17 protein-coding genes are annotated in these 21,835 nt (G+C 45.6%); 6 read left to right on the top strand and 11 right to left on the bottom strand.

The genetic code is table 11. The features are described 5' to 3' along the window. Positions 1-35 precede the first annotated feature (35 nt). The 4 genes from R7044_RS14050 (at position 36) to csdA (ending at position 3,657) form a co-directional block, all read left to right on the top strand. Entirely contained in the window at positions 36-851 is an 816-nt protein-coding gene (locus R7044_RS14050) for an outer membrane protein OmpK (protein WP_033905541.1), read from the top strand. Positions 852-959: 108 nt separating this feature from the next. After that, positions 960-1,850, top strand: coding sequence for a 2-dehydropantoate 2-reductase (gene panE / locus R7044_RS14045; protein ID WP_033905542.1), 891 nt, complete (start codon positions 960-962; stop codon positions 1,848-1,850). Beyond that, the gene (locus tag R7044_RS14040) at positions 1,847-2,446 is read left to right on the top strand and encodes a DJ-1 family glyoxalase III (RefSeq protein WP_033905543.1); all 600 of its coding nucleotides are present in this window, start codon (positions 1,847-1,849) and stop codon (positions 2,444-2,446) included. Before panE ends, R7044_RS14040 begins: the two co-directional genes overlap by 4 nt. After that, positions 2,446-3,657, top strand: a complete 1,212-nt coding sequence (gene csdA, locus R7044_RS14035; RefSeq protein WP_064376477.1) for a cysteine desulfurase CsdA — start codon at positions 2,446-2,448, stop codon at positions 3,655-3,657. The genes R7044_RS14040 and csdA overlap by 1 nt, the downstream gene beginning before the upstream one ends. A gap of 33 nt (positions 3,658-3,690) precedes the next feature. Here the strand turns inward: csdA and R7044_RS14030 are convergent, their stop codons facing one another. From R7044_RS14030 to R7044_RS14010, 5 genes are all read right to left on the bottom strand, one after another. After that, entirely contained in the window at positions 3,691-4,611 is a 921-nt protein-coding gene (locus tag R7044_RS14030; protein WP_033905545.1) for a GGDEF domain-containing protein, read from the bottom strand. A 309-nt stretch (positions 4,612-4,920) separates the two neighbouring features. Continuing rightward, positions 4,921-5,349, bottom strand: coding sequence for a cysteine desulfurase sulfur acceptor subunit CsdE (gene csdE / locus R7044_RS14025; RefSeq protein ID WP_005380244.1), 429 nt, complete (start codon positions 5,347-5,349; stop codon positions 4,921-4,923). 19 nt (positions 5,350-5,368) lie between these two features. Beyond that, a complete protein-coding gene (gene tcdA / locus R7044_RS14020) occupies positions 5,369-6,178 on the bottom strand; it encodes a tRNA cyclic N6-threonylcarbamoyladenosine(37) synthase TcdA (protein WP_005380241.1) in 810 nt (269 codons plus the stop codon). Positions 6,179-6,277: 99 nt separating this feature from the next. Further along, the gene (gene mltA / locus R7044_RS14015) at positions 6,278-7,381 is read right to left on the bottom strand and encodes a murein transglycosylase A (RefSeq protein WP_033905546.1); all 1,104 of its coding nucleotides are present in this window, start codon (positions 7,379-7,381) and stop codon (positions 6,278-6,280) included. Positions 7,382-7,654: 273 nt separating this feature from the next. After that, positions 7,655-8,110 (bottom strand): DUF2850 domain-containing protein, encoded by a 456-nt coding sequence (locus R7044_RS14010; RefSeq protein WP_005380234.1) that lies wholly within the window; start codon positions 8,108-8,110, stop codon positions 7,655-7,657. Between the two features lie 162 nt (positions 8,111-8,272). Here R7044_RS14010 and argA point away from each other — a divergent pair, with 162 nt between their 5' ends. Both argA and R7044_RS14000 read left to right on the top strand, forming a co-directional pair. Next, on the top strand, positions 8,273-9,610 hold the full coding sequence (gene argA / locus R7044_RS14005; protein ID WP_012841478.1) for an amino-acid N-acetyltransferase: 1,338 nt from the start codon (positions 8,273-8,275) through the stop codon (positions 9,608-9,610). Between the two features lie 400 nt (positions 9,611-10,010). Continuing rightward, positions 10,011-10,199, top strand: coding sequence for a hypothetical protein (locus R7044_RS14000; RefSeq protein ID WP_074191720.1), 189 nt, complete (start codon positions 10,011-10,013; stop codon positions 10,197-10,199). 48 nt (positions 10,200-10,247) lie between these two features. Here R7044_RS14000 and R7044_RS13995 read toward each other — a convergent pair whose 3' ends face one another. From R7044_RS13995 to recC, 6 genes are all read right to left on the bottom strand, one after another. Further along, entirely contained in the window at positions 10,248-10,619 is a 372-nt protein-coding gene (locus tag R7044_RS13995) for a hypothetical protein (protein ID WP_033905547.1), read from the bottom strand. 26 nt (positions 10,620-10,645) lie between these two features. Beyond that, a complete protein-coding gene (locus R7044_RS13990; RefSeq protein WP_033905548.1) occupies positions 10,646-11,020 on the bottom strand; it encodes a hypothetical protein in 375 nt (124 codons plus the stop codon). Further along, complete coding sequence (locus tag R7044_RS13985; RefSeq protein ID WP_033905549.1) at positions 11,008-12,018, bottom strand: LysM peptidoglycan-binding domain-containing protein; 1,011 nt, start codon at positions 12,016-12,018, stop codon at positions 11,008-11,010. Before R7044_RS13985 ends, R7044_RS13990 begins: the two co-directional genes overlap by 13 nt. A gap of 165 nt (positions 12,019-12,183) precedes the next feature. Further along, complete coding sequence (gene recD, locus R7044_RS13980) at positions 12,184-14,331, bottom strand: exodeoxyribonuclease V subunit alpha (RefSeq protein ID WP_033905550.1); 2,148 nt, start codon at positions 14,329-14,331, stop codon at positions 12,184-12,186. Beyond that, on the bottom strand, positions 14,331-18,005 hold the full coding sequence (gene recB / locus R7044_RS13975) for an exodeoxyribonuclease V subunit beta (RefSeq protein WP_225455639.1): 3,675 nt from the start codon (positions 18,003-18,005) through the stop codon (positions 14,331-14,333). Before recB ends, recD begins: the two co-directional genes overlap by 1 nt. Positions 18,006-18,332: 327 nt before the next feature. Continuing rightward, the gene (recC, locus tag R7044_RS13970; RefSeq protein WP_225455632.1) at positions 18,333-21,824 is read right to left on the bottom strand and encodes an exodeoxyribonuclease V subunit gamma; all 3,492 of its coding nucleotides are present in this window, start codon (positions 21,822-21,824) and stop codon (positions 18,333-18,335) included. Positions 21,825-21,835 lie beyond the last annotated feature (11 nt).

The following is a 21,835-nucleotide window of genomic DNA, read 5'->3' as shown; positions in this document are numbered from 1 at the left end:
TGTTCTGAATCATTACAAACATAGAGAGTCCCCTTATGCGTAAATCACTTTTAGCTCTTAGCCTTCTAGCGGCTACTTCAGCTCCAGTTATGGCTGCTGACTACTCAGATGGCGATATCCACAAGAACGATTACAAGTGGATGCAGTTCAACATCATGGGCGCAATAAATGAGAAAGGTCCTTACGAATCAACTCACGATTACCTAGAAATGGAATTTGGCGGTCGCTCTGGTATTTTCGACCTTTACGGCTACGTTGACGTATTCAACCTAACTTCCGACAGCAGCAGTGATAAAGCTGATAAAGATGGTAAAATCTTTATGAAGTTCGCCCCTCGTATGTCTCTAGACGCTATTACTGGTAAAGACTTATCTTTCGGTCCAGTACAAGAGCTTTACTTGTCTACTCTTTTTGAATGGGACGGTAACAATGGCGGTGTTAACACTCAGAAAGTAGGTCTTGGTTCTGACGTAATGGTTCCTTGGTTTGGTAAAATGGGTCTAAACCTTTACGGCACTTACGACTCAAACCAAAAAGATTGGAACGGTTTCCAAATCTCGACTAACTGGTTCAAACCATTCTACTTCTTCGAGAACGGTTCATTCATCTCTTACCAAGGTTACATCGATTACCAATTTGGTATGAAAGACGAGTATTCTCAAGTTAGTAATGGCGGTGCTATGTTCAACGGTATCTACTGGCACTCTGACCGCTTCGCGGTAGGTTACGGTCTGAAGCTATACCATGACGTATATGGTTTCGAAGATGGTACTGGTCTACCATGGGATTCTTCGACAAAATCTGAGTCTTCAGGCGTAGGTCACTACGTAGCTGTAACTTACAAGTTCTAATTGAACCACTAAGTTTCATCAAAAATGGCGCCTTTCGGCGCCATTTTTATTTGCTTTCCTTTTTTCCCTCATTATCCTTGCAGCAAACCTTTTTAATGAGAGCGTTTGGTGAATATCCTTATCCTCGGTCCAGGTGCGGTGGGCTCACTCTGGGCAACAAAATTTCAGCTTGCCGGGCACAATGTTTCATTGTGGGGAAGAAGTTCAGAGAGACAACAATCACTTCAGTTGGATGACACACCCGCAATCGTATTCAGTAATCAAGATATTTCCTCCGTAAATCAAGCGGATCTCATTTTGATCACGGTAAAAGCTTGGCAAGTGGAAGACGCCATTCAGCCTTTGCTCCCTCATATCAATACAGACACGATTATCATGCTGATGCACAATGGTATGGGTACTGCCTCTGGCGTGGAGAAGGTTGTGCAAAACAATCCGATAGTGCTCGCAACAACGACGCACGGCGCATACAAACCAGATAACCAACACGTACTGCATACCGGTCACGGAACAACGCAAGTGGGTGGTTATAATGACAAAGGAATGCAGTGCGCTTTTCTGCAAGATGTTATGCTTCATGCTCTTCCAGAGGTCATTTGGAATCCACACATCCAATCTGCGTTATGGACTAAGTTAGCAATTAACTGCGCGATTAACCCACTGACTGCGATTCAGCAGTGTAAGAATGGTGAGCTTGCGCAGCCCGAGTTTAAGATACAACTCGAAAGCATCACTCAAGAACTGGTTGAAGTAATGAGTAAAGAAGGTATTGCTATCGAGTTTCGCTCTCTTTTCGATACGGTAATGCAAGTGGTGAACGCCACAGCTGAGAACTATTCTTCAATGAGACAAGACGTATTCCATCAGCGTCGAACGGAAATTGATTTTATAACCGGATACTTTTTAAAGGCTGCCGAGAAACATCGCATCAATACGCCTGAGAATTTAAAACTTTACCAACGCATCAAACAAATAGAACAAAGCTGGACAGAACAATGAGTAAGAAAATCTTAGTGCCAATAGCTCCAGGCACCGAAGAAATGGAAGCCGTCACCGTTATCGACATGATGGTTCGCGCGGGTTATGACGTTACAGTAGCGAGTGCTGCTTTTGATGGCTCATTGACGATGAAAGCTTCTCGCGGAGTCACATTAACGGCAGATTGTAAGCTAGTCGATATCGCTGATGATGAGTTTGATGCCATAGCACTGTCTGGTGGTGTTGGTGGTGCAGAAATTTTCCGTGATAGTACGGTGATGATAGAAATCCTTAAGCAGCACATCTACGAGGGAAAATTGGTTGCTGCTATCTGCGCATCACCGGCGTTGGTATTGCAACACCATGATCTTTTCCCACAATCACTGATGACCTGTCACCCGAGCTTTCAGTCACATATCCCGGAAGAGAAGTGGCGCAGCAAACGCGTGACCTTTGATATCAACCACAACCTGATCACTAGTCAAGGTCCGGGTACAGCTTTAGAGTTCGCGATGGAAGTAATCATTCAACTCTCAGGTAAAAAACACGCATGGTCAGTTGCTGAACCAATGCTCCCTCTGCCTACTCTGCACTACCACAAGCTTGGTGAAGAATAATGTTTGACGTAAATGCTGTACGTGAGCAATTTCCCGCTCTAAATCAATCCGTCAACGATACGCCCTTAGTGTATCTAGATAGCGCAGCGACAACGCAAAAACCGCAATGTGTGATTGATGTCATCAGTCATTACTACAGTGCGCAAAATGCCAATGTTCACCGTGGCAGTCATAGTTTAACGGCTAATGCTACCAGCCAATTTGAAGCGGCACGAGAACGAGTGGCAAGCTTTATTGGTGCAAACAGCTCTAAGGAAATCATTTGGACACGGGGCGCAACCGAAGCACTGAACTTAATTGCTCAAACCTACGCCCGTAGCACGTTACAACCAGGTGATGAGATCTTAATTAGCGAGATGGAGCACCACGCCAACATCGTGCCCTGGCAAATCGTGGCAGAGCAAACGGGGGCTAAAGTCATTAAAGTTCCGATGACATCAGATTGTCAGTTCGACATCAGTGCATTTGAGGCGCTTCTGTCTGACCGCTGTAAAATTGTTACTTGCGGACAAATAACCAACGTAACAGGCACACGCCAACCTATCGAAAAAATCACTGAACTGGCGCACAACGTTGGCGCGGTTATTGTAGTTGATGGCGCGCAAGGCATCGTACATGAGCAACTTGATTTATCGGCATCAGATATCGATTTCTACGTTTTCTCAGGTCACAAACTTTATGCACCAGCAGGCATTGGGGTTTTATACGGCAAGCTTGAACTTTTGGAAGCCATGCCACCATGGCACGGCGGCGGTAAAATGGTTGAACGCGTTTCTTTCGAAAAAACGACGTTTTCTGCACTTCCTGGAAAATTTGAAGCGGGCACACCAAACGTTGCGGGCGCGATTGCTCTAGCGAAAGCCATTGAGTGGTACCAAGGTTTTGACCATCACGAAGTAGAGACTCATCTCCATGCGCTTCAGGATAAGGCCTACCAAGCACTAAGCGCTTTGGATGACATCCATATTCTAGGCTATCAACCGAATGCCTCTGTACTGACCTTCGTAATGGACGGCGTTCATCACCAAGATATTGCGACGCTGCTCGATCAACAAGGCATTGCGGTACGAGCAGGACACCACTGCGCTCACCCATTGATGGATGCGCTAAATGTGAAAGGCACGGTACGCGTCTCTTTTGGTATTTATAACACGACGAGCGATGTGGAAAGACTCATCGCCGCCGTTGAAAAAGCCGTCGACATGCTATAACGCCAACGGTTTGATTTGGAGTAACCAACAAGGTTACTCCATCTGCCTATCCAGAGTCGCCACGCAATTTCTGCCATTTCTTTTCGCAGCATAAAGCGCTTTATCTGCATGCGCATACAAACGTTTGGTGGTTTCATTTCTGCCTATTTCCACCACGCCTACACTCACCGTGACCGGAATTTCAATCTTTTCAAATTCGAACTGACAATTTTGAATGTGGGAACGTACTTCCTCTCCTACCTCTTTCGCCGCCGACAGAGAAGTTTCTGGCAAAATAATCGCAAACTCCTCCCCTCCGACTCTTGCGAAAATTTCATCTTTGACGAGTAAGTGAGAAACCAAATCAGCTAACGTTTCTAAGACATGGTCTCCCGCATCATGACCACGTTTATCATTAATGACTTTAAAAAAGTCCAAATCAAACAATAACAACGCGGAGTGATAGTTCGGCTCTTGAGCTTTAATGACCTCTTCTGTGAGCTTTTCGAAAAAAACACGTCGGTTGTAGATATTGGTGAGAGCATCTATTTGGCTTTGATGGCGAAGAAGGGTTTCAACTCGGTGGCGATTGGAGATGTTGCGTGTAAGAATAAGGACAACGCGACGACCCCGGTATTTTATAGCGAGTGGGCAGATCTTGCCTTCGTAGTATAGGTCGCCTCTTGGCCCACTGTTAGCATCTATTCCCTGAATGCTGTCGGCGCACATCTTGTACTCGATCGTCACAATACTGTCTTGTTTCAGTGACCGATTTATCTGTTCGATAAACCAGTCAGCTTTATCTTTCTCGAGTACGCTGTGCAGCGTCTCACCTATCAAATTACTTCCATCGTGATAGGCTTTTTTATCTGTTCCTCCAAAAACATCAATATAGATACCATCTTCACTCAGAATAAAAGTGGGGTCTGGCATTCCGGATAACACGTCTTGCGCATGTTCCAAGGTGAATTGCATATAGGGAGGTTCCTAGCATTTGTATCTAAGTAACCCAATCGCTTCCAAGTGTGTTTCCACATTGGGGAATAGGAGCGAATGGGGCATATGTCTATTATCTAATATAGACAAATTTTAAATACAATTGAGTTTATAAAAACCAAGTGGGCAATATAATGAACCAGGATCAATAGAATGGTTAATTAACGCTAAAATAGTCGACCATTTGCATACTTTTTATCCATATGCAAAAAATATCTCAACTCAGATACAAAAAACGCCAAACAGTTAGGCTATTCGGCGTTTTTTAAGAGTTGGGAAAATGACTCGTTACACGGCGATTTGCTTAATCTGCTCTACAATAGCTTTCAAGCCATTACCACGTGACGGGCTTAAATGGGAGACAAGCCCCAGCTGATCAAAATAAGCATCAATATCAAATGCTTGAATTTGATCGGCCGTTTTACCGTCATAAGCTGCCATCACCAAGGCAATCAACCCACGGACGATACGCGCATCGGAGTCCGCACAAAAATGCCAAACGCCATCTTGCTCTTTGCTCACTAACCACACCAAGCTTTCACAACCCGAAACGGTAACTTGTTCTGATTTCAGCTCTTCTGGCATTTGTGGCAGCTTTTTACCCCACTGAATAACCTGACGGTAGCGATCTTCCCAGCCTTGAAATTGCTGCATAGTCGCTACAATGTCTTCGCTGGTGATATCTGTACCAAATGGAGAAACGGGAAAATCTGTCATGATGCGCTCTTCTTCTAGTTTACTTCTTATATTTTGAAATCAACTTCTCAACGATTCGCGATACCGCGACAAAGCCAAACGTTGCAGTTACCACAGTCGCCGCACCAAAACCGCTAGCACAATCCATACGTTTTGGGCCTTCCGCTGTCGACTTCACACCACACACTGAACCGTCTGCTTGAGGGTACTTCAGCTGCTCGGTTGAAAACACGCAATCAATACCAAACTTACGAGCCGGATTCTTAGGGAAGTTATGATGACGACGCAAGGTGTCTTTGATTTTCTTCGCTAGAGGATCTTGGATCGTTTTCGTTAAATCAGCGACCATGATCTGCGTTGGGTCAACCTGACCACCAGCGCCCCCCGTAGTGATCACTTTGATCTTGTTGCTGCGGCAATACGCCAACAAAGACGCCTTCGCTTTTACGCTGTCAATCGCATCTAGCACGTAATCAAACTCTTTGCTTAAGTACTCATGTTGATTGTCTGGCGTGATGAAATCATCAATCAGATTGACTTTACACTCTGGGTTGATCAATTTGACACGCTCGGCCATAACTTCAATTTTGCTTTGGCCAACGGTGCCCGTCATCGCATGAATTTGGCGGTTAATATTCGTGACACAAACATCGTCCATATCAATCAGAGTCAACTCACCGATCCCCGTACGAGCCAGCGCTTCCACCGCCCATGAACCTACGCCACCAATACCAATCACACAAACGTGTGCAGCGCGAAGAATGTCTACTTCGCTGTTGCCATAAAGACGACGAGTGCCGCCAAAGCGTTGATTGTAGCTGTCAGATGCTGGGGTATCGAGTTCACGCATATTGAAGTCCAGATGATCGATAGAAAAACAAAGAGTGCGATTTATACGCACTCTTTGATGAAATGTCTAGATAAGAGAGTGCTCCTCTCTCTTGGACGACTATTGTAGCTTTTCTGGCGGTAAAGCCCAAGGCGCTTGAGTTGGTGAGTTTTCCAGCCCAAGTTTCCAAACTCGACCAAAATGCTTGTAGTGCCCTGCTTCCGTTCCTGCTCTCGCACCAATGCCATGATACAGATCCAAATGGTTCTGTTTTACCGCACCACCAGTGTCTAAAACGATCAGCATTCGCAGTTGATGCGCACCGCTCCACGTACCATCCGCATTCAGCAATGGTACTTCCGCCAAGATTGGTGTCCCCATTGGTAAGATAGAACGGTCACCCGCGACCGCCGCCATTGGCAACAAAGGAATACCAGCCGACCCCGTTACTGGCGCTTCCTCTTTTGGCGCAAAGAAGACGTAAGAAGGGTTTTGCTCCAACAACTCGCGCACTGTCGCATCGTCGTTGTCCATCACCCACTCTTTGATTGCTTTGAGGGACATTTTTTCACGCGGCACTTCACCACGTTCAATCAAAATGCGGCCAATACTAACGTAAGCTTTATTATTTTTCCCTGCGTACGCGAAGTACTCCAACGTATCATCATCTTCAAAATGCACATAGCCACTGCCCTGCACTTCCATCATAAACGGGTCAATACGATTAGGCGCATAACCTAGCACTAAACCTTGGCCATCTAATGCCCCGTTGTAGATCTCCGCGCGAGTCGGACAATCTGATGAGCAGTTTGGCTTGCCATAAACTGGGTACTTAAAAATGTCGTTTGGTGTATGACGCAGCTCCATCACGGGAGAAAAGTATCCGGTAAACAGTACATTACCTTTTTGATCACCACCGCCTAATTGCGCAGCTTGAATGCCAAACGCACTCAACGCGCTGGTATCTCCGCTTTGTTGCGCCCACTCACTTAATCGTTGATATAGCGGTTGGTAAATCTTCGCCATGGATGGTGACTTTATCACCACTTGCTCTGCTTGCTTGTTAAATTCAGTAAAATCGCGTGGTTTGTTAGACTCAACCACATCCACTTGATTGAGGATCTGAGGAAACTCACCATCAAGATATTGCTGAGCACGATCATTTTGTTGAGCACAGCCAAAGAGTAGGCTCAAAGAGATAATAGGAAGGAGTTTTTTTAACACGTGTCTTTTCCGTAAAAGAGAATAGCAAAAGGATGGCAAACAAATGCATACGGTGCAATTGAAAAGCAACGACAAAATGTTTCAACGCTAAGCCAATCCGTTTACTCGTTGTGAATTCATTCAGTTAATACAACATGATAGCAGCGGAAGAATTACGGAATTGTCCGGATTATGTTTGAAAGTAAGATTTACTGATTGAGAGATGAAATTGTGATCATCCATGTGACTCACAGACGCAAGAGATCTCTGCTTAACAGACAAAGATAAAAACGACTATCTTACCGCAATCCTTGCACGCCCCTCTAAACGGAATACAGGTAGATAATGTGCATTGGCATCCAGCTTCATTTCTGCATGCTGCTTACCCACAAAATTGAAGTGCCGCTCATTTGAACCCACTCGATACGAAAACGAATCCCCATCGAATTCAAAACTGGTCGCCACTGTAGAACCATTTACGGTAACACCGCGCTCACTCAACACAAATTCTTCACGAGCATAAGGCGCAACATCTTGCTCAACCCAGCGACCATAAATTGTCGATTTGGGAATGGGCGGATTAATGGTTCGAGTAATCAAATCACTATACAGCATGCACACGACAACGGTTCCAACTATCGCTATAAGCATGAGAGAACGCTCTAGCCACTTACGAAGCATTGATTTAGATGACGTTTTTGACAGATTTGAAGCAGTGATCGCAGCATTCTTATTAACAGCAGAAGACATGAGGTTCACGTATTGAGGAAAGACGCCACCATTGTAACCTTCCCTCTTAACGGGACCAAGAACCTACCTCAATATGTTTGTGCTTTATTCCAAAATTTCACCTTGCCACCGAGTGAATAAAAAGGCATTATTTTAACATAATTAAACAAAGGGATGGCTGTAGTGAAAATTCGTAGTACTGCTCTCGTAAAAGGATTCCGTCAATCAACACCTTATGTCAATGCTCACCGCGGAAAAACCATGGTGATCATGCTGGGCGGAGAAGCCGTCGCACACAAAAATTTTGGCAATATTATTAATGATATCGCACTCATGCACAGCCTCGGAATTAAAGTCGTGGTGGTGTATGGTGCACGTCCTCAAATTAATCAGCTGCTAGAAAAACAAGACCTCACTACGCCTTACCACAAAAATATCCGCATTACGGATGAATCGGCTTTATCTGTTGTTATGCAAGCTGCCGGACAACTTCAACTTGCGATTACTGCGCGCCTATCAATGAGCCTCAACAACACTCCGATGGCAGGCACCCAGCTCAATGTCGTTAGCGGAAACTACATCATTGCTCAGCCACTCGGCGTTGATGACGGGGTGGATTATTGCCATAGTGGACGTATTCGCCGCATTGACACCGATGCTATCAACCGCACTCTTGATCAAGGCTCTATTGTGCTACTTGGCCCCATTGCGAGCTCTGTGACTGGCGAGTGTTTTAACTTACTTTCTGAAGAAGTTGCGACACAACTGGCGATCAAATTAGGCGCAGACAAACTGATTGGTTTCTGTTCAGAACAAGGTGTCATTGATGACAACGGTAATGCTGTCGCCGAGTTGCTGCCAATTGAGGCGGAGCATGTCATCAAAACGCTCTCTGAAAATACGTCTCCTGACCTAGATTACAACACTGGGACACTGCGCTTTCTTAAAGGGTCTATTGCCGCTTGCCGTGCCGGAGTACCTCGCAGCCACTTGATCAGTTATAAAGTAGATGGAGCCCTAATTCAGGAGTTGTTCTCTTTCGACGGTATCGGAACCCAAGTCGTTATGGCGAGCGCTGAACAAGTGAGGCAAGCCAATATTGACGATATTGGCGGTATCTTAGACCTCATTCGTCCTTTAGAAGAACAAGGTGTACTCGTTAGGCGCTCTCGAGAGCAGCTAGAGCAAGAGATTGGAAAGTTTACCATTATCGAAAAGGACGGTCTGATTATTGGCTGTGCAGCCCTTTATCCATACCCAGAAGAGCGCAAAGCAGAGATGGCTTGCGTAGCGATTCACCCTGACTATCGTGATGGGAACCGAGGTTTGTTACTGCTCAACTACATGAAACATCGTTCTAAATCCGAAACCATTGATCAGATTTTTGTCCTCACGACACACAGTCTGCATTGGTTCAGAGAGCAAGGTTTTTACGAAGTCAGTGTCGACTATTTGCCCGGAGCCAAACAAGGGCTATATAACTTCCAGCGTAAGTCAAAAATCTTAGCGCTAGATTTGTAGCTTAACCTTAAATCAGGAAGAGAAATTTAAGGTCCCGCTATACCAACACCTCAAGGTGCGGGATTCAGCTCATTGACGCTCAATCCCACACATCAAGTTTGTTTTGGAGTAAAGCCTCACATAAATCCTGCTTCGAGCTAGTGAGTCATCATGTAAACACCAACTTAGAAATGCGCAAACCATTGCTTAATTTTCGTTCCAATTTTATCTTTTAAATATACATTTGGTTGGCTATACTCTGCTCGCTAGTGATTGGTTTTTAACCAATACGAATGGATCTAGGTGATGTAATGTAGCCTTCACCCTAAAATACTGGGCAATTGAAAAACTAGTTAGCTCCGTATTGCACACCAAGGACAGTTGTTAATCTGACTTTAAATAAGCCGAGACGAGCACTGTTATGAGAACAATCATTTGTAATTCGCTTCAAAGCTTCTGGGATATGGCTGACAATCAGTTTTTAGAAGGCCTAGACGTCCACTGTGTTTTCCCCGTAAATGACGCTGTCCGAGATTTTATTCTTGCTTATCAACAGCAATACAAAATACGCAGCGTGTCTTTTACCAATGCGTTTGCAAAACATGCATAAAAGAAGACCGAGCCATAAGCTCGGTCTTCTTTTACGTACGTAATCAATTCAAAAAAAAATCATAGCCAACAAAGATGCAAAAATAGTGACTACGATAAAGATTAAAATAGTCCAGTACACTACCCCAATACTTATGAACCACTTTGGGCAAACTCTACGAATATCTGTTAGCTTTCTTTTTTTGGCCAACTTAGGAAATGCAACTGCGGCAACAAGGGCTAATCCATGTATTAAGGCCCCAAAGTGACATCCAGAAACTAAAGCAAGCTCAATATCTGTATAATGCTCACTAGTGTACGCATAGCGCTTTACTTTTTGCGGCGTGATAACAATAAGCAAAATACCTACTATCAGGTACCAAAAAACTAACAAAGCACCTGCAACAAAAAATGTAATAAAAGAAACTTCTAATAACTGCAAACTTCACCGACCTTCTATTCCAGCTCTCAAGTAATAGACATCCAAACCACCATTGAGCCTAAAGTGATCATAGCTAGAAGCAATAAAACGCTTATATAAATACGGCAAATTCCGATGAATAGACCGGAGCAAACTTGATGAATATCAGCAAAGCCCCTTCTCCTCGCTAAAGTTGGTAAAGCGACCGCCGCAACTAAGCCTACACCATGTACTAAAGCACCAAAGTGAAAACCCGAGACTAAGGCTAACTCTACTTCTGAATAATGTTTCGGATTAAAAGCAAACCGCTTCACCTTTGGCGGTATAAAAAATATAAAAATTGCTCCGATAATAACGAACCATAAAAACGCGACTCCTCCGGCGATAAAGAAGGTTAGAAAGGACCAATCTAATAACTGCATATATTACCTACACCTGTCGATTCAACTACGTCTAAGTGAGAATAGTGCTCTTTATATACCGCTGCAGCTTGTTTTCCTGAATAATAACTTCCGACAGATGAAGCAACTCCCAATACCAGAGCTCCCACCCAACCAACGGGTGTAGCAACAACAAATAATGATATTGCAATACCAGACATAGTACCTACAACTGTACTTGCTGCAGTTTCCACCAATATTTCGTTTTTCTTTGCCTTAGAGTCTGCTCTAGCTATCTGATCGCAGGCAATACCAATATTAACTGCAGTCAATACAGTGCCACCTTTAGCTGCTACTTTTGATAACTTTGCTAACCTATCAGTATTCTTCTGAAGCGCCGCGGTAGTCATAACCCCGCCGTTTCGAGATATCCTCATAGCCTCTCGAGCTTTCTTACCATTAAAGAGAAGCTTCTCAGTTGGTCCAAGGTTTTTTGCTACATTCTCTAATAGTTTTTTCCTGCGGTAATCATATTGCCCTTTCGAAAACTTTCCTGATTTATAATCTCTATATAAACCATCAAGCTTTTTTAGCTCTGCGACATTTCCTTTTTCACTATCTCCTAATAAAGCCCCCATGGACGCAAAAGTAGCACCGATACCTGCGCTCGCAGGCCCCCAATTGTCATCAAGCCAAGAAAGAGCCCAAAATGCTTCCTTTTCGTTTTGCGACATAGATTTCATCGTTGATTCAAATTGCGCTTGATCATGATCTGAAATGGCAATTTTAGAAGAAAACTCAGATTGCTTGGTGTTTGAAACGTTCAACTTTCTCAAGTAAATAGATTGACCAGATTTAATCGAATTAGGGTCTGAAATTTTTGGGTTGTCTTTTTTTATTTGAGCAACAGCAAAATTATAGCCATCTGTTCCAAACTTAAAATGATAAAACTTCCATATAATTCTCGTAAGAGTATCACCAGGCTTAACACTATATATGTAGCTATACCTATTAACGCTGTTAAAATAAGTTGTATTCATTCCATTCAAATCCTTATGCTCACAATTGCGCATAATGTTAACGTTTCAGATTCAAAAACATCAATTGAAATGACTTTTCTTTCAGAAAGAGAATTGTTAAAACACAACTCATCACCAAGTTTGACATGTAACAAAGGTAAAACTGACTGTAAACTAAGTCCATAATCAGTTAGTAAGCCGCTGTACTAACCCACTCGCGCGAGTCGTTTTCACCTTAATACCTCGCTTCAGAACGTTGAGTTCGGCGTAAAGAGCTAAACGCTTTTTCGCGCGGGTAATGCCTGTGTAAATCAACTCACGAGTTAATATCGGGCTAAAGTCTGGTGGCAAAATCATCAGGGTGTAATCAAATTCACTGCCTTGCGATTTATGGATGGTCATGGCGTAAGCCGTTTCATGTTCAGGCACTCGGCTTGGCAAGACCGATTTCACACTGCCGTCAGGTAACTCGAAAAAGACTTTCAAACGCGGTTCTTCTTCACTGTCATCTCGCATGCAAATACCAATATCACCGTTATACAAACCTAGACCATGATCATTACGCGTAACCATGACAGGTCTACCGTGATACCAAATTTCATCCTGAACCTGAATGAACTTGCGCGCCGCGAGCGCTTTCTCGATGCGCTGGTTTAGCCCAGCAACACCAAAGTCACCTTCACGAATCGCGCAAAGCAGTCGGCATTGGTTGAAGGTATCTAATACCGCTTTGGCTTTACGCGTTAGCGACTCTGGCTCTCCGGTTTCAGGATCGGTTTCCTGTTGTCCAATGCGTTTGAGGTAACGACCGTATTCCTGCACCAACGTCTGCATCATTTGGTTGTAGTGCTGACTACTTAGCGCGAAATGTTCGATATCAGAAAAGTCACGCGCCCAGACGTTATCTACGCTCGCTGCAGAACCTGAGTTAACCGCTTTTGCCAACTGACCAATGCCTGAGCGAGCGTCAAATCGGTAACTCTTTTGCAGCATACATAAACTATCGGCAATGCTAGATGCACTGTTACCCGTATGGGCTAAAGTATCGAACCCCGTCAGTTTTGCAATGGCTGACGCCTGCTCTTTTCCATAACCCAATGCGTGGAACGAACAGATATCACCCAACACGGCCCCTGCTTCAACTGAAGCAAGTTGATCTTTATCACCTAGCAAAATCAGCCGCGCATGTTTCGGTAAGGCATCGACCACTTTATACATCATTGGCAAATCGACCATCGACGCTTCATCGATAACCAAAATATCCAAATGCAGTGGATTTTGCTTGTTGTGACGAAATTCTGCGCTATTAGGAATCGCGCCCAGCAACCTATGTAAGGTACTCGATTCAGTCGGAATTTTGGCTTTTAGCTCCGGAGAAACTGGCAGTTCTTGCACTGCTTTACCAATGGACTCGGTTAATCGCGCCGCCGCTTTCCCCGTCGGGGCCACCAGCTTAATGGTCAGATTTTTCTCGTGCGTTGCCTGTTCAATCAAAGCAGCAAGCAATTTGGTTACTGTCGTCGTTTTACCCGTACCTGGGCCACCAGAAATCACAGCAAATCGACGGGTTAACGCAACTGCCGCCGCAATTTTTTGCCAGTTCACGCAAGCCGAGAGTGGCACGAGTTCATCCAGTGTTTGTAAATCCTGAACCTTGCGCGCATTGCTAAGCACGGAATCAATGGCGTGCCAATCCAACGATTCGCTTGCGACCACATCAAGGTGGTCACACACCAATTGTTGACGCAACACTTGGTTGCTGCTTCCCGCTTCTACTGCTTTGCCTAACGCGTTAAACAGAAAATGGTATTGGCGTGCAAATAAATGGTTGAGCAACTTGGATAATCGCGCAAACTCTTGTGGTTGCAAGTTAACTGCGGCGCCCAACTGATTGAGCTTTTCCGCCAGTGTCACTTCATAATGCCAATAGCGGTGCAGATACAGACGCTCGCCATCGAACATCAGCGGTAAGGCTTCTCCTTGCGCGCCGACCAAGCTGGAATTTTGTAATACTTGAATCCAATCTATGCCTTGCAACTGTGTATTGAGCGCCAATGCCGACTCACCAAACAGCCCTAGCTTACTGGCTAAATCCGTAGATTGCCCTTGTGCATCGAACAGAGACAGACAGATATGTCCTTTGCCGAGCTCACTACTGACAACACCCGCGATAAACGCCAGTGCTTGGCTATCCGACTGTTCATCATGCGTTTGAGAATCAATAAAACAGGCGAATTGGTAGTCGAGCTGACGAATAGCACCTTTGTGCGCCAAGCGTTCCAGCACTACCAATAGACTATCTTGGTCAGAATGAAGATTGCGATTTGTCGTCATTAAAGTAGCTCCATCTGCCCGGCTTGAGTTGAGCGCGTTTCAAGTGCTTGACCATCAATCAAACGATCCATCTCTTGTAAGAAGTCTAAGGTTGGTTTCGCGGCAAAAATGCCGTGGTCACTCTGCCCGTCCATGCCGCGCAAGAACAAGTAATACACGCCACCGAAGTGCTGTTCATAATCATAATTGGCCAATCGGCTACGTAGGAAACGATGCAGTGCTAACGCATAAATCTGATACTGCAAATCGTAGCGGTGATCCGCCATCGCCGATTTCAGAGCCTCACCATGGTAGCTCGTCACATCGTCGCCAAGATGATTCGATTTCCAGTCAAGCACGTAGTATTTACCTTGATGTTCAAACACCAAGTCGATAAAACCTTTGAGCATACCTTGCACGGTTTGGAAACCTAAATCCCCCGCTTTCGCCGACAACGGATCGTGACGTTGAATGACTCGGTTTAACGCCGGTGCAGACAACACTTCAATCGGCAGCAAAAATTCCATCTCCACCAAACGTTGCGACGGTGCATTTTGATTCAGCAGCAAAGACTTACCATCCAACGGCGTTGCGAGTACGGTATCAATCAATTGCTGTAAAATGGGCAACCACTCTTCATCGAGCTGTTCGCTTTCCATCAAGCCAAGGATGATTTGTGTATTCTCTTCCGTCGTGGCTGGCTGAGTAAATTCAATTTCCTCAAACAGGCTGTGCAGGAACGTACCCGGACGCGCACCACGAGGGAAGGTAAAAATCGAACGCTCTGGCTCCACCAAATCCGCTTCGTCTTGTTCTTCAGATGAGTCGATATCAAAACCTGTAATCTCAATCGTGGCATCATGCTCGGCGTGATGAGAGCCTTGCTTGACCAAGCCAGAATAACTGGTGATGCGCCAGTTTCTGTCGATAGGGTTTTGCAGTTCTTTCGCACTAAGATCGTGTATTTCTTCTTGTGGCGCTACGTACTTATCTTCGAGTTGCTGCGGCGGATCGGCCACAACGACACAATCAAGCTCGTCTTGTTGCTTTGTTAAACCTTGGTGCAAATCGTTAATGCCACCTTCTTGACCATTTTGAATCAAATAGCCAATCGCACTGCGGTGTACACCAGTTGGCTCTTTGGTCGAACGGCCATTGCGCAACGGTGAGGCACCGATAAAACACGCATAAACAGCACGCGTTAGTGCCACGTATATCAAGCGTAAGTCTTCCGCCAAACGCTCTTTGTCCGCTTGCTTCATGGACGCATCGTTGCCAGTGATATCCAGTACCGTGCGGTCATTGGCTGCATCGTAATATTTGGCTTCACTGGCTTCTCGATAGCTGAACACAAACGGCAGAAATACGAGGTCATACTCCAAGCCTTTTGATTTGTGAATAGTTACGATCTGCACTAAGTTACGTTCCGATTCTAAACGTTGGATTTGGTCATCACTGCCACCCAAACCGTTTTCCGCATCACTGATAGACTGAGCGAGCCAACGCAGCAGACCGTGATCGCTATCCAGTTCATTACTGGCGTGTTGAAGCAGTTCACCAATGTGCATTAAATCGGTAAGTACTCGCTCACCATTTTCACCCTGTGAACTCGCACCTTCTTCTAGTAATCGCTCGGCAATATGGCGTTTGCTGATCACCGCGCGCAACATCGGCAGCACACCACGTTGAATCCAAAGTTTGCGATATTCTTTGAATTCGTTTACGGCGTTTTCCCACACCACTTCATCGTTATTAAGTGCATCCAAACTTGCTGCGTCGAGGGCAAACAGCTCAGAAGCAAGACTTGCACGCAGCGCACGGTCATTTTCTGGAGTCAGCACCGCTTGCAGCAAACGCTGTAGATCCTGCGCCACTGAACTGGTAAACACACTGTCTCGGTTAGACAGGTACACGCTGGCAATGCCTTGTTCAGCCAGCGCTTGTTTGATCATTCGACCTTCACTACCTGTTCGAACCAACACCGCGATATCGCCCGCTTGAACCGCTTTCTGTTTTTCGCCATTCACCAGACACGCTTGCCCCTGTTGAGCCTGCGTCAAAATAGTTTGGATTTGGCTTGCAGTCGCCTCTGCCATTCGAGTCAAATACTCGCCTTTTGGTAGCGGTTTATCGTCCGCTTCTTGCAACCAATAGGTCAGCGCGGGTTGCTTTTGGCCACCCATAGTCCAAATGCGTTTTTCGGCATTGGGACTGTACCTAACGGGTAAGAACGGAATATCCGAATCATAGATAAATGGACTGTCTGGCAAAGCAAATACTTGGTTTACCGCCTGCACCATATCTGCGCTAGAACGCCAGTTGGTTCCTAACGTGTAGTGGGCACTTACTTGGTTACGCGCTTTGATATAAGTGAAAATGTCTGCGCCACGAAAGCCATAAATCGCCTGCTTGGGGTCCCCGATCATAAACAAACCACATTCCGGGTTGTTCAGATAAATACGGCTGAAAATACTGTATTGAAGCGGGTCGGTATCTTGGAACTCGTCAATCATTGCGACAGGATACAAAGTACGAATACGCGCAGCTAAAAGCTTGCTTTCGTCCGTATCGATAGAAGCAGAAAGTTGTGTCAGCAAATCATCGAAAGAGAGCCACTGTTTTTGATTTTTCGCGTTAGCCAGCATCACACGACAATGTTCAATCGCATGAGCAAGCAGTGGCGCTTTTAAGCTGATTGGGTTGGCAAGAAATGTTTCAATGACTTCAAATACCGCATGCTGCGGCGCACTGCCTTTCGGTGTTTTTTCCAACAAGACGTTTTGCGCGAATTTCTCCAGCTTGTCTGGATAATTGTAACCTGTAGTTTCCGTTGCCGCCCAAGCGTTTACCGCCTCCAACCACGTCGGCAGAGACTTTTTGGTATAGCTACGTTTGTTAATATCTGAATCTGAAATTAGCGTTAAGAAGTCATCTTGGCTTTCTCGCCACTGTGCTTTTAATTCATCAATTTTTTTCAAATTTTCAGTATGAAGATCAGCCAAACTGCCTTTCATTGCTGGAACAGAAAGGCTTAACGGCGCACCAGTTAAGTAATTGCTGATGTCAGACAACAACGCAGATGGAGAGCCCCATAGCTGGCGAATTTCTCCAGCCAACGTAAATGGCAACGGGTAGAAATTGCGACGCCAGTAATCGGCTACAACTTGCGCTTTTAGGTGACTTTCATCGGTCACAAACTCGTTATTAAATCGGCTGCCAGATTCAAACGCATTTTGCGTTAGCATACGTTGGCAAAAACCGTGAATGGTGTAGACCGCCGCCTCGTCCATCTGACGCTCTGCCTGCAATAAAATTTCTGCGGCTTGCTTGTGATCGTCAAACTCATTAAGCAAAGGTTGGATCACCGGGTCGGAACTCTGTCCACGCGCAAACGCGATTCGCGCATCATGGATTCTTGCCCTGATACGATCGCGTAATTCCGCAGTTGCCGCTTCGGTAAAGGTTACAACCAGAATTTGGTCGACCGTAAGCGGTACGCGATGCCGAGTTTCCGCGCTGCCGTGACCAAGCAAAAGGCGCAGATATAAACCTGCAATAGTGAAGGTTTTACCTGTACCTGCTGATGCCTCGATTAACCTCGCGCCATGCAGAGGAAACGTCATCGGTTCTAGTGGCGTTGGTTGAGGTTGCTCTGTGCGGTCTAACGTATGTAGAGGGCACTCTGCACCTGACATTTGATCCATAACGCTGAATCTCTCCGGATTATTTACTAGGACGTATCACCTAATAAATGTGATCTATAGTTAAAAATTCTATTAATATGTTTAACAAGTTGGATCATTTAGAGCTTTGTGAGATCTTTCTCACGGTTATCCATAAGACGTACCGTTAGTATGCGCCCCACGAGATAAGCCAAACCTTTTTGGCGGCACAACTCAAATGAATTAAACAAAAGTATCATGGTCCCTCTGACCTTGTGGCCGTACAGCGAACGCCCTACAAAAAATAATGATTTTCTGGCGGCCACCCTACTCTTCCTTCTCTTTATCCAACTTTCTTTATCACGCTTTTACATCATCAGCGTCTTGAACCGCTAAGCGCGCACCTTGCAGTACTAATGCTGTCAGCAAACGAACTTCTGAGGCCAACTCATCATTCCAAGCAGGCCAAATTCGAGAGATGTACGAATTATTGCCTTCGCCCGGGCTCATGAAGCCATCATTGAATGCGTCAGCCATTTTCTTCAAAGATTTCTCTTCGTCATCGACCCACTGACCGCGGCTAAAGCCCGCTTCAACACAAGCCAACGCCGTTTTCGGGAAATAAGGCAAAGGCTTAGTCATGCCTTCGAAAAATAAGCGAACTAATTCAGTCAGTAGCTGTTTGGCATACTGCGCATCGGCAATTTCTGGGTAGATCAAATGCAGCGCGCCTTCTTTACGATCGTAACCAATGATGTGAGTTTTCTTAGCATGACCCGACGCCGACATGGCAAGGTGATCGATCCACGCAGCAAGGTAATCCTGCGAGCGAATCTTACCGCTTCTATAGCGAATCAAACCGGATTGGTAGCATTGAGTCAGCCAACCTGTTAGGCGAACGTTTTTCTCTTCGCCTTCATTTCGCTCAAACAAGGAATCAAACGTCAGGTCGATTTCCAAATCGTCTTGAGGCGCACCAGATAAAAACGCCAGTTTATCCACCAGCTCTTCCGCCTGAACTCGGTTAGTTTCAAATTCGATATCACCAAACGCCCCCACCGGCAGTTTGCCTTGCGCGCGCTGTTGACTCATAAAGTGTTTAAGTACCTCTGTTTTTTTCTCTGGCTGCATCAATGTCGTTTCAAGCAAGGTTTCTAACAGCTCATCACGCATTTGATAGCTCTCCAAACCACCTAAAACAAAGGGTTCGTCGTCCTCCATCACCGGTAGTGGCGGTTCAAAGATTACTTTTAAACGACGATTGAAAAAATACTGCACAGGTAAGCGCCAGAAACGTTGCAACTCGACTAAGTCGAGCTCAAGTGGGAACGTCGCTCCTAACAGATAGTCGTCTAATGCCCGATTAAAATCACGACGAACATAGCCTTGCGATTGACTACTTTGAGTTAATGCCGCTGGAATCCACTCTTTCGCGTAGCTGGCGTGCATGCCTTGGAACGCACTTGGGCTAAACGGCACCATGGCGTGGGTATTCACCAACGCATTTAATAAGTTGTCGCCAGACTCATCAACGGGCAACGCTTCATCACCACTTAAACAATAGTTTTGGTGGCAGTATTCCATCAGCTCAGAAACCAGAACCGAAGGTACTCGCTCGGTATTGTCTTGGATTGAACGGCCAACATAACTGATGTAGAGCGTTTGCTGTGCCGATAGCATTGCTTCGAGGAATAGGTAACGGTCATCATCTCGACGCGAACGGTCGCCCGGTTTGGTTCTTCCGGTCATCAAGTCAAAGCCTTCTGGCGGCATGGAGCGTGGGTACACGCCGTCATTCATCCCCAGTAGACAAACGGTTCTAAACGGAATAGAGCGCATCGGCATCAGGGTACAAAAGTTCACTTGACCAGCCAGGAAGCGCTGGCTGACTCGTGTGCCAGATAATTTGTTTTGAAGGTATTGGCTGATGATCGACGGCGACAACGCATCATCAAATGCGGCATCAGCTAATTGCTCTTTGAGTTGGCTGAGCGTATCGCGAATGGATTTGAGCGCCATTTCGCCTTCTAACTCAACTGAGAAGAAGTCATCCAGCAGTGAAACCAAAGTCTCTCGCCAACCATCAATAGTCTGAACATGAGAAAGTTTGCTTCGATAAGTGCTAATTTGTTGGATAAAGTGTGCCAACTTGCCCGCCAGCTCTGCACCCATGCCTTGCACTTCGTTGTACGGAGATAAACTGCCTTGCTCGGTTTCAAACAAACCTGCGGATTCTGGCATCGCGTAGCCAAGCAACATGCGTTGAATACCAAATTGCCATGTGTTTTGACGGGTTTCCGGCAGTTCAAATTCGCGTCCGGTATTGGCATCCAACCCCCAGCGAATCCCCGATTCCTCAACCCATTGTTTGGCTTGTAAGAAATCATCTTCGCTGAGTTCAAAACGCTTTAATATCGCCGGAGTTTCCAAAAGTTCGAGTAGTTCTGATGCCAAACAGCGCGTATTGGGTAAGTTCACCAACTGCATAAATGCGGCCAGAATTGGGCTCTCTTGATCGGCGGTTCGGTCAGAAATCGAATAGGGAATAAAACGCTCACCCGGTGCGTTACCAAAGACCGCCTGAATCGCAGGGCTGTAAGCGTTGATGTCCGCGACCATCACGATAATATCGCGCGGTTTTAACGTTGAGTCAGCATCGAACATCGCCAATAGTTGATCATGCAGCACTTCCACTTCACGCATCGGGCTGTGACAAGCGTGTAGGCTCAGTGATTTATCACCCAAGCTAACCACTTGTTTGTGATGACTGTTTTCAATCTGTTGGTCATCTTGATGTTCTTCAAGATTGAGAATATCCGCTTGCAATTGATGGAGCAGACTGTCGCGCTCAACATCAACAAAGGCTTCAATTTCATGAGATTCCAGCTGAGACAACAGATACATATTGTCGCGCCCGAGTTTACCCATGGACGCCAACAGACTGTTTCCGACCACATCGGTGTGCAGCTCATCGATCACATTATCTTCCAGTGATCCTTTCAGTTGCTCAGTTTCACCTTGCACTTCCGAGTGATCGTCCTGCCACACAACGTGCTGACGATGTTTCGCCGCCAAACGAGCCAGATATTTGCGATCTCGAACTTCACCCCAGTAATAACGACACGGGTTGGTGAACATCAGATGCACGTCGATGTGTTCACCAATTGCTTTTAGCGCATCCATATAGCGAGGCGGCAACGAAGAAATGCCAAAAACAAACAAACGCTTGGGTAAATGGTCAAAATTGCCGTTAAAACTCTCTAACGTGTCGATAAAGTGCTCATAAAGGTTGGCACGGTGATATGGAGACTGTCCTAATGACACAGTGTGATCATACAACGCTTGCCATAAGATCGGCTGCCACGGATGCTCATCTTCCAGCTCTGGCACACTCTGCCCAGCTTCCCAACTTGCGATCCATTCCGGACGATACACCAAGTAACCATCGAAAATATCGGCAATTTTCTCAGCCAGCTGATACAGCTTAGAGTGGTCAATGTCATCTTTGAGGTACTGCGCTAACGGCGAAAACACCTCTTGGTTGAGAAGCCCCGGAAGCAAATGCATCAACTTCCACGTCATCGCTTCTTTGTTAAACGCACTGCGTTTTGGCACGTCTGGCAATACCTGCGTAAACATTTCCCAAATGAAAGTCGCAGGGAGCGGAAAATCAATGTTCGCGGCAACACCAAACTCTTTGGCCAATTCCATTTTTAGCCACTGGGACATGCCTGGACTTTGAACCAGAATTTGTTCTTTTTCGAACGGGTTTTCCAGCGGACTGATTCGAATCAGTTCGACAAGGAGTGATTTAAGAACGTCAACTTGGTTGGAGTGATAAACAGTAAACAAATTGGGAATAC

The sequence above is a fragment of the Vibrio sp. 1402 genome (assembly GCF_033340275.1).
This window is presented reverse-complemented; position numbering and strand designations above follow the sequence as displayed.